Genomic DNA, 15,687 nt, shown 5'->3' with positions numbered 1-15,687 from the left:
TTGGTAAATTTCAAAATATACAATATCAGTAATCAGGGTAGACTATAGTTACTGTGCGTCCTTAAACATCACCGTAAAACAAAAAAGCAAAACAAGATACACTTTTGACATACAAATATTATTATTAATTTATGGGCTCGAGCACAGATTAAGAAACTCTAATACAATAAAGAAAAAATTAAACAGGTCTAACCATTGTTGAATTTAAAATTTATATTCGCGGATTTGAATGTTACTATAAACATCTAATTTGATCATGCGACTGGTTTTCTGAAACTCGTCTCGTACATTCTAATTATACAAGAATGACTAAATGCATTATGCAGATAGAGTGCTTGTATGTTATTAGAAATAGAAAACAATGGTTATATATACATCATCATGCATCGTTCTACTAATGCAATCATCATCATCTTCTTTATCCTTCCTCGTGATAGATGATGAACAAGAGCTAGCTCATCTTTATAAAGAATTTATTAAAGAAATTGGCTATGATGCAGTTTCGTTCACAAACCCTATACTAGCCTTAGAACACTACAAGCGATGCTTTGACAAGTATTCTTTGATTTTGACTGATCTGAGAATGCCCGGCATGTCTGGAATAGAATTTGCAAACAAGGTACGGGAATTAAATTCCAAAGTCAAGATATTTTTGACTACTGCATTTGATATGGCCGATATAAAAGATTATAAAGATTATCAAAAAGCAAAAATTAATAAGATATTACAAAAACCTATTAAATTTTCAACATTAAGAAAATTCATTGAACAGGAATTGGTAGTTCAAAATGTTAGTAAAGACAACCATGATAATTAATATTAGTCTTAGAAAGACTCATGAAATAGATTAACTAATATTGTATTATACATCATTTTGGTTAATGCGCTTCTATCTTTATGACTTTGCCATGATGGTTTACTAGTTCTTGTTTTTGTTCCTCTGATAATCTATCAAAGTCTTTTTGATGATACAAACAAAACGCTTTCAAGTTTAGATCAAATTGCTTAGGCAGAGAACACTCGTATTCTAAAAGCTCTGTGGTCTTTCTCATAAAGTGGAATGCACCTGCATCAGCTAAAATGGATAAACCCACGTTTCCCATTTTATCTGCATGTTCAATCATTTGTTTGTTATCATCCCACCAATGGCTGGTTCCAACTTTTTCTTTATTTGTAGTTTTTATATTTAATCTCCTGTTTTGTTTACTTTCATCTATTTGGCCTGCTATTTTTTCTTCTCCTGCTTCTTCTTTATAACCAAGGTATTTTTTTAAGGAATCACTAATCACTAGTTTTTTTTCTTTCCCTTCATATTTTGTTACGTCTATTGCCTTGTGTCCACTTGACAAAGTCTCTCTTACTGAATCTGTGGTTTCATAAAAAGGATTGATAAGTACAATCTCCTTTTTTTCTTCGATTTGTATTTTAATGTAGTAAGAATAAAACTCTCTAAGTGTCAGCAAATCGTCATAAATAATCACACAATGCAAACCAGGATTTGAATAAGCTGATTGAATAACCGCATCCTCAACCTTTACGTTTTGAATTAGGTTATTGTAATTAGGGGAAATAGTTGATTATCACCTTCTTGTCTAGCACCCTACTTCAACCATCAATATATATTAGGATCATATTATAAATAGTATGTGTAATTCTACCAACAGATCCTTATGATTATAAGGTGACAATATGAAATTATGATACTTGTTTCCGAGGAGTCTAAATCCCTAACAGAAATCAAAAGTGGATTATTACAAATTCAATCTTTGATTATTATTGCTGTTTAATATTGTGAATAAGTTATCAATTCTGAATCATAATAGAAGATATGATACCATGCAATGAAATTGGTATTTGAAAATCTGAATGCTTTCCTAATATTGATCTTGCATAAGCGACTATGATATAATGCAATACCCTTAATTATTGATAGATTGAATTATTACTACCAATCCGGGTTTAAATAGACAATGTATTGATTGCTGTGATTCACTCTAGTTACTCCTTACTTTTCAACAACTATAGTCGAAAGAAGTGATTAGTTATTTTATGAGATCAATTCGATAGTGTTAAGAAAAGCTACCTCTGACTAGTATTACGTTAACTCAGTTAATGTTTTAGACTCAAAAATTTGATGATTCCTTATTGACTGCTTTTATCATTCTCTCTTTTTCATTGTTTAGCTCTTCATCCGTAAAATTAATTGCGGAAATTATAGTAGTAGGATTATTGTCAATATCTTCCGTGAAAATCATCACATGATTAGAAGTTTTCATTTTGTCAATAATTGAATCATCATAGGGTAGGACGTTCAATACTAGGTCCTTCATAGGAACAACTGATCCCAGATCGTCAATGTCAAGCAAAGTCACACTCACTTTATTCTCTGATTCTTGGAGGTGATTTACTTTGACAAGCATGATTAAGATATGACTTAATGCTTAATACCCTTTTCGTTGATTCATAGCACTGAAGTAGATAATTTCAAAAAAATACACGACTCGGAGGTAAATTTTCTTAACACATGTTGTTTCGAATAGAAGTTACACTTAATTAACTCAATCAAATAATTTAATAAAAAATCATGAGGCAAAATCTACTTATGTACTCGTTATATTACCAACTGTAGGTAATATTTAAATATTATCGATGTTATACACATGATATGGTAATTGGTAACAAACGTTACAAGCAAATTCTAATAGACTCAAACAACTACAATGCGTGAAAGAAATTGGGACAGACAGGAGATTCTTTTAACTCGGTAATTAGTAAATTAATTGAGCGATTTAAAGGAGATACTAATGTCAGAATTAAAAGATGATGCATTCACAATTGATTCCAATAAACAATTCAGAATAAGGGTTGACGGTTATTTAAGAGGTCTAGGAATTTATCAAATTGTCGGCACCAAAGAATATCTAGAAATCGTATTTGTTGGTGGAGAATTTAGTATTAGAGTAGCCTATCCAAACAAAATAGAGAAATTATTTGACACTGTAAAAAAGAGATTACTAGAAGAGACCGAATTTGACATTAAGGAAATCAGCAGCATTAGTTATTTCATTAAAGAGTATAGTGATCAAATAGAAAAGTGGGTAAGACAACCTCCTAATAAAAAATAGATTTGTGTTTGCTCTAAAACTTCGGCTTCATAGTACAATCTGGTGGAATTGGACCTTGTTTGGGACATTCTGGAGGAACAGGAGAATTTTGAGTATTTCCTCTCTTTGAGAGACTAGTGGGTGTTTCAGAATTTGATGTTTCGTCATTTTCTTAGGAATTAGATGCTGTATTGGGATTATTTTCTTCAATAGATTCCTCAGTTTCCTGACTCTGTTCATCATTTGATGAAAATTGAATTGGCTGATCCTGTACTAAATTTTCTTCACTAATTGTTCCTTTATTTGGGTTAAAGGTGGGATTTGTTGATTGTTGTTCATCAATAGCGTTGTTATCATCATTTGGACCAACTGAGTTATCTGATTCTTATTGGTGGTGCATTTTCTGTCGATGGTTGTTCTAAAACATCCTCTTGCTGAGGTGCGACAGGACCTGATGGTGGACGAGGGGGTCCCTGTGGATATTTTTCACCACAGCCGCTGGCCGTTTTAGTTTCTGGATTATAATCACACATCTGACAAAAATAAAGCTCAATTCCTTCGGGATCAGCTGGGTCTGATTCAGTCCAACAACACGTTTGAACAAATGCGTATGACGGCCCATCCCATGAAAGTTCCACTCCACAATCTGCATTGGAAGGGGCCGCATTAGGTGCAGCATATACATTAGATATAGATATTGAGAAAATTAGAGAAATAACCATAGCGTACAGAACTAATGTAAAAGTTGATTTTGAGGTTTGCAAATTTTTAAACTTTTTCAATTATAGTTATTAGTTGTGGAAATATTTGAGGATTTATCTAAAATTCTCATACTCTTATGCCATTGATTTCAGAATTATCATAAAAATTATTTATTCAAATCAGATATGCTAAAGTCTTAAACTGAAAGCAAAGAAGTATAAACGCTCTTAGCAATCTGTGAGGGAATACTGCATAAATCACTTCTTTCAAAAGGCGAGGTCCAATTCCTAAGAGGGCAAAAGCAAGTATCAAAGGAGTATGAATACTAACTCTAATTGGTTAGGAGAAAAGTATTTTTTTACAACTTTTCAATAATGACCTAAATCTATTATCACATTATTTCAAGCAAAAATTCTTTCCTAAGATGATAATGCAATAGCGAAGTGCGGGTCGTTATCAATCATAGGGATCGCGGGTTCAAATTCCGCACTTCGTATTTTTTTGAGATTGATTTGTCTTCTTGACGTGCTTTCTAATCCTAGTCCAAGCTTGTTTAGTTTCATAATTAGTATGGGGTATATCAGATTTCTTTAACTTGCCATATCGATTAAATTCTCGAGCAAATGTTGTTTGTAATCTGTTTAAAACTTGATTTCTATCTATCCCTACAATAACAGATTCTGTATTATTTATTGCATTGTCATCAAGAATTTCTTTGGTCGGAATTTTTATTACTCCTAAATGAATGTCAATAGGAATTGGATTAAATTCATAACCATCAATGGGATCTGGTTGGAATAAGAATCTGGGCATCGCCTATAAAGGAGCTATTTACAATATTAATTATTAATCTCGCAAGTAGAGAGCTTCCGAGGTTAATAAAAATTGAATTAGGGGTTTGAAATAAAATAGAAGAGATATAGAAATACCCGCATAAATAATCTTTTTTTCAAAAAGGGAACCCATGAGGAATTATTAAGAATTCTTTAGATTTTCTATTGGTTAATTACCATGGTGAAAGCTCACTAGTTTTCTATTGTACTAGTTAACCGAGGTATATGTTAATGACAAATTGAAGTCAAACCCATAGTTAATCCGAAAGATCTTTTAAGGTCTATAATTAACTAATTCAGTGTCACTTCTCTCTAAAGCCGAAGTTCAATACCTACAAGGTCAAAAGAAAATATCAAAGTCTTATGAATACAAACTAAAGTCAATTATTAAGAAGAAACTTGCTAATCTTATAGAAGAGGAATTACCATTGTTAAGGTCATTGATCCCTACTTCAGATAATCTTACCAAATTTAGTAAGACAGGCGACAAGGACAATACTTTATCAAATCTTACTAATTTTAGTAAGATCCATCAGAGTAATACCAAAGTCAGTAAATTTGATAATTCTGCAAGTAATCATAACCATATAAAGACTTCATATGACAATTCAAACCATAATAAGGTGCTAAACCCATCCAAGTTTCCCCTCAATCACAAATTATATATTGAGAACATTAAAAATGAAGACAAAGATATTGCTAGGGCCGGTGGTCTAGCCTGGTTAAGATACCGCCTTGACATGGCGGGGGTCGTTGGTTCGAATCCGACCCGGCCCATATAAAATTTGCATGCTTTTATTTGGAAGGTTGAAATCATTTGAATACTCTCCTAAAAATCATATTATTTTCAATTGTACGAGTTCTGGGAGCCTGTACTAAACTAGTATACTGTTTTGACAAATCAGGCGAATAGTAAATATCACATGTGACACAATAAAGACCCACCTTCTTGAAAGATTCTTTTGCACCTAATCTGATATAATTAGAATTAAGACCTTTATGACGATATTGGCATTTGGTCAATAATTTATTATTGAGATACCGATATTTGATCTTTGGGTAGTACCATAACCTTTGTAGGATAATTAGAGGACACGTTGTTCAAAAGAAGTGCGGGATTTGAACCCACGATCCCTAGCAATAGTAATCTAGCAAATCCCGAACTACTTTACGAATGAACAATAGTATACGAGTGCCCAAGCAAGAATGAATTGATGAATTATAGACATAAAACTGGGAGATAAATCTCTCTTGTCATTGTATACTCTCTATTTAGATGAAAGTGGGGATGAGGGAAAGCACAATATTAATCAGGATATGACAAAAGATGGAAGATCGAGATTCTTCACCCTAGGAGGCATAATTGTGGAAGATAAGAATATCCCTTTATTCAGAAAGCGAATGGATGAATTGTTAGAAAAATACTTTCATAATATAGATCATTTCAATAAATTTAAGTTACACTATAATGATTTCCTTCAAAGTAAACATCCATTTGACAAGATGACAGGTCTTGAAAAGAAAGCAGTTGCTGATGATATATTTAATATTGTAAAGGAAATTAATTGTTATTTACTTTCCGTAACAATTGATCTGTATAAACACTACTACAAATACAAAGATCGATATGCGACAAGACCAAGAGCCTATTCCATAATCCTCATAAAGAGAGTATGGTCGTCGATGGATATCTGAAACTGTTTTTTAAACAATTAGGAAAATATTTTAAGGGTATGCGTCAGCTACCAAATTTCAAAACGCAGTAGAGGAGATGATGATAAAAGTATTTGTTTAGAGGAACATAGAGAACAGAAAGAAGAGAGATGGTTAATGAGTAAGAGAGATTTATGGAACAAAGCATAAAATTAGAAAAATTTGGATCAGCAAACCTTGAATTGGGGTTTACAGAGGTTCTCCATTGTTACTTTGCTGATTTATCATTCTCCCATAAACCAAATGTGTTATTTTCTGTGTCAGAGCATATAGCCATATAACCCATTTTTGGAATAGCCATTTTCGGGACTTTAACTGTTCCTCCTAGTTGTTTCACCTTGTCAGAGTATTCATCTACTGATTTGACATCAATATAATTCAATATTCCTTGTTGTTCTGGATCATGCCTTTTCATCAGACCTCCCATAACAGCATTATTTCCTTCATGATCTTTTGTTGTGATTCCCCAATATTCGACACCTTCAGGTAACATATCAGATGGAACCTTTTCAATGGTCCATCCAAACAAATCACCATAGAACTTCTTTGATTTTTCAACATTGTCTGAAGGAATCTCAAAATGTACTATTGTTGTCATAGGACAGAATTAATATGCGTACTTAATAAATTAGTAAGAGATCAATTGTATAGTTGACAACACCTGTCATCATAGATCAAAATACTATCTTGTAGAATCTGGGGATATATGTTTCCCTATAGCACATGATCCTAATAATATATCTTCTATACGATTTAGCGTCTATCCCCTAATTACCTTTGTATAGAAAACAAAATGAACAGGCTTTAAAATAACATGTCGATATTGTTGATTTTGGGTCGTTTGACCAAGACGTTTTAAATATAGCAATTACATATATTAGAAATAGTTGCAAGATGCGATATACAAACAATTGATCGAGTCAGGTCAATCTTTTCCTGAGATAACCGATGTAATTTATGACGCTAATCAAATGGAGAAATTAATGCTAAATTCGGTTGACGTAGTAACTATCGGATTTGATACAATTTGGGATAAAAAGATATTCAATTTTCATTATAAATTTCTGAGAGAAGGATTTGATGTATTGGAAAAGTTAATTGAAGAAAGATGTCTAAGGATACGGCTCATAGTTGAGACCGCACCTGAAAATATAGAATTCATAAACAGTATTAAATACTATGAAATAAGGCATCTTGATAATATAAGAACTAATTTTGGTATAATGGATCAGAGAGCTTATATGTTATGGGTATTTCATGAAGATGACCAAAGACCCGAACAGGCTTTCTTCAGTAATTCACTATCCTTAGTTAAGAAACAGCAAATGTTATTCGACAAGATTTGGAAACTAGGAATACCGCTAAAGGAAAAAAACAAACAATTAGAAAATGAACAAACGTCGGAATTTCATAAAATGTTAGCTAACTTTGTCGATGCTCGAACCGAAATTATGACTTTTCTTGATCATAGTAAAAAGGAACTGCTAATCCTTTCATCTATTAAAATGCTAGACTATTTTGCAGATGATGACCTTTTTTGGCTAAAACTCTCAGTGTTATATAGAAAAGGAGTATTAATCAAATTATTAACAGATGGATACAATAGATCACTAATTTACCAGCTTAACAAAATTACAAAGGAAGCATCTAGAAAAACACATGATCGTTTTCAGATGGGATACTCTACCAAACTTGGAAGTATCGATGAGTTTGTTTTGATTACCGATAATAAAGAGGCCCTTGAGTTGACCTACGCAGATCTAAATCAATATAGAATATCGTTTTTGAATGATAAAAATCATGTTTTGGTTCAAGAAATTCTTTTTGAAAAGTATTGGAATGAAGTTCAAAGTTTGTCAGGCATATCTACTCCCTAACTCATGAATTGTTCTCTATTCCAAGTTTTCTCCAAGGTAAACAATCAAAGCCTGGGTCACCTTAGATTTTTCCAACTTTAACAAAAAGTGATAATTTGTTTCTCTTTACCCTTTGTGTAGCCCAAAGGCTTGCATCTCCTTATTTGATTATAACCAATCTTCGCAATTTGTTTACTGTTTCTCTAAATCCCATGTAGAGTAATACTTTGGAAAGAGTTCCAAAACAACTGATTGTCCACCCTTCTGCATATTCAATAGAGTCTGTGCTATCGGATGTTCAGTATTTCCCAAGTACTTTATCATTATCTTTTCCGCTATAGGAATATTGAAGTTGATATCTTCATGAATCTTAACATCACCTTCTCCGCGTACTCCTCTGGGTACATTTGGATCATCAATACAAAAATAAACAATCGTATTGTTTCTGAGGTTATTTGTTTTCTTGGACTGTTTTGATGTTTCTATATATATTCTGTAATTTCCAGTATCGTAGTAGTACCATACAGGATGTACGTTTGGATGGCCTTTCTCATTTACAGTTCCCAAATGTAGATTTAATTTGCCAGTTGTAAGGAATTTTACTGTTTCTTCTTCATTAAAAGGTACGCCAAATCCTGGATTCCCATTAAGGATTTTTAACATGTAAAACACGGTGTACTAATCTATTTAAATTGTATCAGGAGATAAACGGCTCTGTTGAGCGTAAATCCACTTAATTCAATTAATGTATCATTAAATCATATTTCCATCATTAGTTAATACCTCTTTACTGTTTGTTTCCTGTACTTTTTCCTCATCTCCCAACCTCGAAAAGATCTAGTTCTTAATTTGTAGTTGCAACAAGGACAATATACATTTTCATCCCAGTGTATGAATATCTCAAATGCCACATCTTTTCTATCCATCTTTATATCTGGATGGGATATCATGATTTCTTTTCGCTCTGAACTTTACACATAGTCCATTACAACTCATACCGATTAGAGCGTGAAAAATAATTTTACAATGGCTATAAATACGTAATTAATTTTGCATTTCCTTAGTCAATTCGTCCAACACTGGCCTTATCCTCTTTGTTATTATTTCGTTAATGTTGGGTCGATAGTAATGATTTACAAATACAGAATTGCTTATTCTTCCCTGTAACAAATCTATGATTTCAGGTTCAATTCCTTTATTGCGCAGGTAAGTCGCAAAGACCTTGCGACAGTAATACATATTCATCTCAATATTCTTTCTCTTTAGCATAACCTTAAGAGAATTGTAAGTAGTTTTAGTTGAACAGTTTAAAGCAAGTTTAACAATTTGTGGGGACACGACGCTAATGTATACATTTTTGGTTCTTCTAATTAATTCACTAGGGAATTTATAATGTTCCAATATTCCTTTTATCTTTATTCCAATAAGAATCTAAATCCTGTTGCAAGAGATGTACTGACTTAATGGATTCGCTTGGTCTCAAACCAATAAGAATATTAAATATTATTACATTCGAGTGAGATTGAGAAAGTATCTTAATTACTTGTCTAATCCAATCCATCATAACTGAATAGTTGGTATGATTAACTATCTTGTCAAATACTACAAAGGAACTATTCCCTGTAGACCATTTAATATTATTTCTTTTGATTGCTTGTTGCCAAACATCACTATATCCTAAGAATTTGGATAGAGAAGATAAGGCCTTCATAATGTGTAATCTTTTGTTTGGTGAAAAAGACAGCAAATCAGAAACAGTGTTTGGATTTAGAAGATATCTTTGATATTTGATAGAATAATTGTACCTATCCTTAACTGTATTTTCAATACAGGTCGTCTTAAGATATTCTTTAAGCCCGGCCCAGCCTATTCTTAAGATATCATTACTCAATCATATCGTTAGAGCCGTGATAAGAAAGGACCAAGTCTTTGTCAAACATGAGGTGGTATTTTTTGTAATGACCATACTGCTTTTTTTGAAAGATTTCTGTTAGATCAGCATATCTTATGCCATTCATATCGTTATCAAAAATGAATGGGATTAGCTCGTATCCACTTTTAACAGCGTGTCTTCTCTCTAATTGCTTTTGTTTGTTCTCCGCCAAATGTGTCTAGCAAGTCATAATAACTGTTACCATCATTCTGATTTCTGAATGAAACTTCAAATGTAGCGGTCACAGTGTTACCCCGCGGTATTTGACAGGTAATCTTTAGTGGTCCCGGATCGGCTAACGGAGTGTATGTATTTTGACCCGAGATTGGATTACTAAAACCAAAATAGACCCTATCAATAACTTTTCCAGCCTGTTTAACATTGGTAGTAACCCAACCTTTCTGGTTATCTCCTAGTAAACTTGAGCCAACCGTAAACCATACTATTTGCATACCTTTTTCAACTATCCTGGGACCGCTAGTAAATCTCCCATCATTCTTGGACGATACAAGATCAGAAAAAGTTGTACCTGGTGGAACTGTAGCTTTTCCATGTACAACTGCCTCAGCTTCTTCCACTAACCCAGGAATTAGAAATACCATCATCGCACCCACAAAGACAACTGAAAGGATCGATAATTTTGTAGTTATCTATGACCTAATTTCTACTATGTCTGTTTTGTTCATACAATCTTAGGTTGAATTGTCGATTTAACAATGACTAATAATTATACTTCTAAATGTTATTGCTTCACAATCCTTGACTATTGCCCTTGACTCGCGAAATCGGAACCATGGTAGGCCATCGTCAAAAACTAATTAAAGATATTGACAATATTAGATGATATTTCTCTATCCATAGTTGTTAAAAATTCTAAAAAAATAATTAAAAAAATAAAGAGAAAACGGTTGGTTGTGTTTACTGTTGTCCTGCAGCGTTGTTACCATCATTCAAGTTGAGTGTGAAGGCCAAATTGTTACATGAAGCAACTGTGTCACCAAGTTCGGAAAAACAACTTGAATCTTGACCAGTAACTGAAGATTGTTCTAAAAGTTGTACTGCTTCATTTGATTTTTTGTTTTTTCCACCAGCATATGCCAAGTTTTCACCATAGGCTACAACTGAGCCTAAGAGTGCTGCTGCGAGAAATATTGACAAGATTGATAATTGAATTTTCTTATCCATGATGTTATGTATGGAATTTCATATAACTGGGTTGATTAAGTTGATACTGAAAAGAACTTATTTAAAGATCATTCCGAAGATTATACTGCAAAAAAGCATAGCTATAGAAGTACGTACGACTTGATATATGTGTGTAATTTGGAAAGGTGAAAAAATGCTAGAGATTTTCGACGTGTGATTGTTCAACCTAATTGTCTATTGAAGATCATTGCCATTCTATTTAGCACATGAAAGTTTCTTTTCAGGGAGTTAGATATCGTCAATCCTTACTCTATTTTTATTCAAATCCCCCAAAAACAGATGGGTAATGGTGACGGAAGAAAAAACAATGAATACAAGAAATAGAATCCATAATAACGATTCTAAATTTTATTATCCGGTTTGAGATAAAGAAAGTGTGAATCTCTATAAATTCTCATCTGAATTGTTTCTAGCATTAGTCGTTATTACAGTTCTTGTTAGCAGTATTTTAATTTCGATCCCAGAAATCAATTTGCTTTATTCAACATCATCTTTTGGTCAATCCTTACAACAAAGTCAGAATGAATTGCAATCCTCAAGTAACAAGCAAGTTCAGCAAACAATTGCAGACACCATTGACAGAATAAGTAATAGTATTTCTAATTCAAGCAAAATTGAGAGTAATGCTAGTCAAACTCAAAACGCTACTTCTTTACCAACTTTTCAACATAAAGTATCGATACTGGATAATATTGTATCACAAAAGGTAAGAGTCGGTGATATTGACATAGCGTATAAACAGATTGGCCAGGGAGAACCAATACTACTGATAAGTGGTAGTGGCAATGTAATGGATGTATGGCCTGCCTACTTCCTCGAAGAATTGTCAAAGGATCATAAAGTGATTTTCTTTGACAACCGAGGGGTTGGTAACACGACCTCAGGGACAATGCCCTTTTCCATTGAACAATTTGCTAGCGACACTGCAGGGTTTATGAGTGCTCTAAAATTACAAGAAATTGATGTGTTGGGCTTCTCTATGGGTTCATTTGTTGCACAAAAGCTTGCCCTAGCATATCCAGAAAAAGTAAACCGTCTCATACTATCGGGAGCTTCCTGTGGTGGACAAGAAGGTATTCCTCAAAGTCCTCAAATTGTAAAAGCACTTTCAGATTTTGTAAATAATCAGACTGAAGACGTAAATTCATTTCTGGAGGTAACATTTCCAATCAACTGGATTAAGGAAAACCCAGATTTTTTGGATGCAATACCAAAGTCTTCTGAAATCGTACTCTCTAGTACATTAAAAAAACAATTTGATATAAATGAAAACTGGCTTTCAAAGAACTGGACTGGGGTATGTGACCAACTTCAAAGATTGACTAAACCTACTTTAATAATAACCGGAATGGAAGATAAAGCTGTTCCTGCTAACAATTCTTTAGTCTTGATGGATAAAATACCTGGATCGTGGCTCGTACAGATTAGAGATGCAGGACATGGTTTGATGTATCAATTTCCTGAAACCTTTACCAGAATCATAGAAACATTTTTGAGTACAACAGGCAAAAATAATGGAGAATGATTTCTTCAAAATTATAGCAATATGACTTGAGGTTTATTTGTAATCGTTCGATGTTCCTTTCTATCCATTGATAATCAATCGGCTTTCTTCCTCCGAAGTCGGCATCATAACATGAAATTTCTAAAAGATTTTAGAAAGACAGGCTTGTAGGTGCTTGCTAAAAAGTTTTTCGTTATTGAAAAAAGAGTTAAACCAGGTAGAACGTTTTTGTTCTTAGTTCATAAGCATTCACAGAATAGGAATGCCTACTTTTAACTAATGAATAATTCTTAAATACATGGTGATACTTTTTTCTTAACACTGTCAGTTGAATTTGTCTAGAATACATTGACTGCAATTTTTTCTAATTACGATTGTGAAAAGGTCTAGAGTGATTACGTTAAACCAGATCAAACAGACATCGTCTTTACAAACCCAACACGAATAACATCTAACTTTTTACTTAGAGCCTATCCCAAAATTAGATAGAAATATAGCTCCTTATCTGTCTTGGTAAACCGTGATCTGTGTCCAGACTAAGGAAGACAAAGCAATACATACTCTTCCCACCATCAGAAGGATTCCCAATGAATTATGGAACGAGTTTAAGAAGATACTGCCAACAGAAAAGCCACCAAAAACTGTGGGTAGACCGATTATACCATACAGAAAGGTATTGGATGGTATTCTTTACGTTCTTAGAACAGGATGCCAATGGAAAATGTTGTCCAAGGAATATGGTTCTGGTTCTGTTTGTCATAGGAGATTTCAAGAGTGGAATAAACTAGATGTATTTAAGAATGCATGGATCAAACTATTGAAAAACTATGATGATAAAATTGGTATCAACTGGACCTGGCAGTCTATCGATTCTATATCCGTAAAGTCGCCTTTAGGGGGGACAAGACAGGAAACAATCCCACTGATAGAAGCAAACTAGGCACAAAAAGACACATTTTGACAGAAAAGAAAGGTATTCCTCTGTCGGTTGTAATTTCACCTGCCAGCACTCACGACATCAATCTGGTAATAGAGGTAGTCGATAAAACCGTCATCAAATGACCAAAAGCATTATCCAGATCGAGACGACGACGACGACTACAACATCTGTGTCTTGATAAGGGATACAAATCTGCAGAGGAAGAACAGGAATTAATCAAACGAGGATATGTTCTGCACATTCCAATCAAGAAGAAAAAAGGGAAGAAAGGTGAAGTGGGTAAAGAAATAGCAATACCAAATCGTAAGAGATATTCACCCAAGAGATGGGTTGTAGAGAGAACGAATTCATGGCATAACAGGTTTAGGAAACTCTTCACACGATATGAAAAGAAGGATGAAAACTATCTTGGATTGGTACAGTTCTCTTGTAGTATAATCATCTATAGAAGGTTAATTTTGGGATAGGCTCTTAATTATTTTAGAGGGGTCTTACAATTTATAATAGTGGTCTATCATGCAAGACCCTACAAATCTAACAACTCAACATTTCCAAGGTAAAAAGTGGATTCATTTTCGAGATCGACGAGATTGCAAAAGAGTTGACCGTTGTCACAGTAATAATCTGTTAGAAAAATTCCCGAGTTTGATTAGTAGTCATATTATTAAATCAGTTAAGGAAATCGCCCAAAGGTGCAAATTGTTGTGCCAAAAAAAAGAAAAAGAATAACTCATAGTATCCATGAAAAATAGTAGACAATCTTTATGCGATCTCTAAAGTAATTTGTCGTAATGTATTGATATGATAATGTGAAATGAAGACTTTTGAGAATCATGAACTTGGAATATCATTTGATTATCCATCTGATTGGGTTTCGGTTTATAATTGCAGAATCAGATATGGTGTAGATGTTCTCATGACTCATGGTCCCATGAGCTTTGGGATCATGAGGGTGGCGGACAAAATTAGAAATGATGTGATATCTAGCAATAAAACCCTTGAAGAGATATTGAGGGCCACGGTTCAACTCAATGAAATTGTATACAAAGAAATCCAATTCAATAAATATGTGGTTAGAGATTCATATTCTGCCAGTGTAGTGGTCAGAAAGAAAGGCAAAACAACTGACAGTGTCATGACAGTTGAAAAAACGCTTTTGGTATATACTTGCGATAATAATCAAATGTTTCTCGTGGTATTAGAAGATACTCCAGAAAATTATGAATTTGGTTACAGTCCATCTGAATTAAGACTTGTGTTTAATTCATTTAGATTTTTGTGTTAATTTTCTATATCTCAACCATTTATTTTGCAAATCCGAATGAAGGAAGGAAAGACGTATGGTTATTCTTATTATTCAGTTTATTTATCGAACTAGTCAAATTTTTAGAGCATTGAGCTACGCAAATCTCTGCGCAATTTCTAACTGGACTTGCAACAAAGACCATTGCTATACAGCCGTTCAAATCTATCTTACTAAATGTGTGATGAAATAGTGTTATCGACTTAATCTGTAAAAGTTCTTTCCCCTACCCTTCCTCTCCCTCCTCTGAACCAAAGTATTAGTCTTATGATATTCTTGATCTGTTATATTGATGGTGTGCCTTTTTTGCCTTTGGTATTTTTTCAGTCGTTCTATGCATAAGTAAATTTACAATAAATGATCTGCTTTGAAATGGAGATAACAGAAATTTAGCACATTGGACTAAGTTCGATTTGTATAGATAGGCACTACCTTAATGTAGTAATTCAGTATATTGATGTAATTGTGTAATTTACACAAAAACGTTGGATAGATTGTCAACAGAAAGTAAATCACATCGTATAAGATGTAATCTCATATATGATCATCATCGTGAATAAATGCAGTCTGTCCCAATGGTGATTAGCAATTGC

The 15,687-nt window shown here is 33.4% G+C and carries 17 protein-coding genes, 1 tRNA gene and 1 pseudogene; 9 read left to right on the top strand and 10 right to left on the bottom strand.

Translation table 11 applies throughout. The annotated features are described in order from the left end of the window. The first annotated feature begins 397 nt into the window (after positions 1–397). Positions 398–817 (top strand): response regulator, encoded by a 420-nt coding sequence (locus ACMT7R_RS02595; RefSeq protein ID WP_415309873.1) that lies wholly within the window; start codon positions 398–400, stop codon positions 815–817. Positions 818–878: 61 nt separating this feature from the next. Here ACMT7R_RS02595 and ACMT7R_RS02590 read toward each other — a convergent pair whose 3' ends face one another. Beyond that, positions 879–1,481 (bottom strand): hypothetical protein, encoded by a 603-nt coding sequence (locus tag ACMT7R_RS02590; RefSeq protein ID WP_415309872.1) that lies wholly within the window; start codon positions 1,479–1,481, stop codon positions 879–881. A 642-nt stretch (positions 1,482–2,123) separates the two neighbouring features. Beyond that, a complete protein-coding gene (locus ACMT7R_RS02585; protein WP_415309871.1) occupies positions 2,124–2,420 on the bottom strand; it encodes a hypothetical protein in 297 nt (98 codons plus the stop codon). 384 nt (positions 2,421–2,804) lie between these two features. On the opposite strand from ACMT7R_RS02585, the gene ACMT7R_RS02580 reads away from it, so the two are divergent. Beyond that, positions 2,805–3,125 carry a hypothetical protein gene (locus ACMT7R_RS02580; RefSeq protein WP_415309870.1) on the top strand — a complete coding sequence of 107 codons (321 nt, stop codon included), beginning with the start codon at positions 2,805–2,807 and terminating at the stop codon, positions 3,123–3,125. 353 nt (positions 3,126–3,478) lie between these two features. Here the strand turns inward: ACMT7R_RS02580 and ACMT7R_RS02575 are convergent, their stop codons facing one another. Both ACMT7R_RS02575 and ACMT7R_RS02570 read right to left on the bottom strand, forming a co-directional pair. Then, positions 3,479–3,886: a hypothetical protein gene (locus ACMT7R_RS02575; protein WP_415309869.1), complete on the bottom strand. Its 408-nt coding sequence runs from the start codon at positions 3,884–3,886 to the stop codon at positions 3,479–3,481. Between the two features lie 397 nt (positions 3,887–4,283). After that, on the bottom strand, positions 4,284–4,619 hold the full coding sequence (locus tag ACMT7R_RS02570; RefSeq protein WP_415309868.1) for a hypothetical protein: 336 nt from the start codon (positions 4,617–4,619) through the stop codon (positions 4,284–4,286). Positions 4,620–5,341: 722 nt separating this feature from the next. On the opposite strand from ACMT7R_RS02570, the gene ACMT7R_RS02565 reads away from it, so the two are divergent. Beyond that, a tRNA-Val gene (locus ACMT7R_RS02565) sits at positions 5,342–5,416 on the top strand. Between the two features lie 474 nt (positions 5,417–5,890). After that, positions 5,891–6,334 carry a DUF3800 domain-containing protein gene (locus tag ACMT7R_RS02560; protein WP_415309867.1) on the top strand — a complete coding sequence of 148 codons (444 nt, stop codon included), beginning with the start codon at positions 5,891–5,893 and terminating at the stop codon, positions 6,332–6,334. 226 nt (positions 6,335–6,560) lie between these two features. Here the strand turns inward: ACMT7R_RS02560 and ACMT7R_RS02555 are convergent, their stop codons facing one another. After that, complete coding sequence (locus ACMT7R_RS02555) at positions 6,561–6,950, bottom strand: VOC family protein (RefSeq protein WP_415309866.1); 390 nt, start codon at positions 6,948–6,950, stop codon at positions 6,561–6,563. A gap of 289 nt (positions 6,951–7,239) precedes the next feature. On the opposite strand from ACMT7R_RS02555, the gene ACMT7R_RS02550 reads away from it, so the two are divergent. Then, a complete protein-coding gene (locus ACMT7R_RS02550) occupies positions 7,240–8,229 on the top strand; it encodes a hypothetical protein (RefSeq protein ID WP_415309865.1) in 990 nt (329 codons plus the stop codon). A 171-nt stretch (positions 8,230–8,400) separates the two neighbouring features. Here the strand turns inward: ACMT7R_RS02550 and ACMT7R_RS02545 are convergent, their stop codons facing one another. The 5 genes from ACMT7R_RS02545 to ACMT7R_RS02525 form a co-directional block, all read right to left on the bottom strand. Beyond that, on the bottom strand, positions 8,401–8,871 hold the full coding sequence (locus tag ACMT7R_RS02545) for a pyridoxamine 5'-phosphate oxidase family protein (RefSeq protein WP_415309864.1): 471 nt from the start codon (positions 8,869–8,871) through the stop codon (positions 8,401–8,403). Between the two features lie 381 nt (positions 8,872–9,252). Continuing rightward, positions 9,253–9,546 (bottom strand): integrase, encoded by a 294-nt coding sequence (locus ACMT7R_RS02540; protein ID WP_415309863.1) that lies wholly within the window; start codon positions 9,544–9,546, stop codon positions 9,253–9,255. A 49-nt stretch (positions 9,547–9,595) separates the two neighbouring features. Further along, positions 9,596–10,099, bottom strand: coding sequence for a hypothetical protein (locus tag ACMT7R_RS02535; RefSeq protein WP_415309862.1), 504 nt, complete (start codon positions 10,097–10,099; stop codon positions 9,596–9,598). A 167-nt stretch (positions 10,100–10,266) separates the two neighbouring features. Next, positions 10,267–10,746 (bottom strand): hypothetical protein, encoded by a 480-nt coding sequence (locus ACMT7R_RS02530; protein ID WP_415309861.1) that lies wholly within the window; start codon positions 10,744–10,746, stop codon positions 10,267–10,269. Between the two features lie 313 nt (positions 10,747–11,059). After that, positions 11,060–11,326: a hypothetical protein gene (locus ACMT7R_RS02525; RefSeq protein WP_415309860.1), complete on the bottom strand. Its 267-nt coding sequence runs from the start codon at positions 11,324–11,326 to the stop codon at positions 11,060–11,062. Positions 11,327–11,723: 397 nt separating this feature from the next. On the opposite strand from ACMT7R_RS02525, the gene ACMT7R_RS02520 reads away from it, so the two are divergent. From ACMT7R_RS02520 to ACMT7R_RS02505, 4 genes and pseudogenes are all read left to right on the top strand, one after another. Beyond that, positions 11,724–12,872, top strand: coding sequence for an alpha/beta fold hydrolase (locus tag ACMT7R_RS02520; protein ID WP_415309859.1), 1,149 nt, complete (start codon positions 11,724–11,726; stop codon positions 12,870–12,872). Positions 12,873–13,371: 499 nt separating this feature from the next. After that, on the top strand, positions 13,372–13,791 hold the full coding sequence (locus tag ACMT7R_RS02515; RefSeq protein WP_415309858.1) for a transposase: 420 nt from the start codon (positions 13,372–13,374) through the stop codon (positions 13,789–13,791). A gap of 17 nt (positions 13,792–13,808) precedes the next feature. Then, a pseudogene (locus tag ACMT7R_RS02510) lies at positions 13,809–14,258 on the top strand (transposase). 347 nt (positions 14,259–14,605) lie between these two features. Continuing rightward, positions 14,606–15,076 (top strand): hypothetical protein, encoded by a 471-nt coding sequence (locus ACMT7R_RS02505; RefSeq protein ID WP_415309857.1) that lies wholly within the window; start codon positions 14,606–14,608, stop codon positions 15,074–15,076. Positions 15,077–15,687: the final 611 nt, after the last annotated feature.

It is taken from the genome of Candidatus Nitrosocosmicus sp. FF01, from assembly GCF_047711275.1.
In the GTDB taxonomy this organism is placed as follows: domain Archaea; phylum Thermoproteota; class Nitrososphaeria; order Nitrososphaerales; family Nitrososphaeraceae; genus Nitrosocosmicus.
This window is presented reverse-complemented; position numbering and strand designations above follow the sequence as displayed.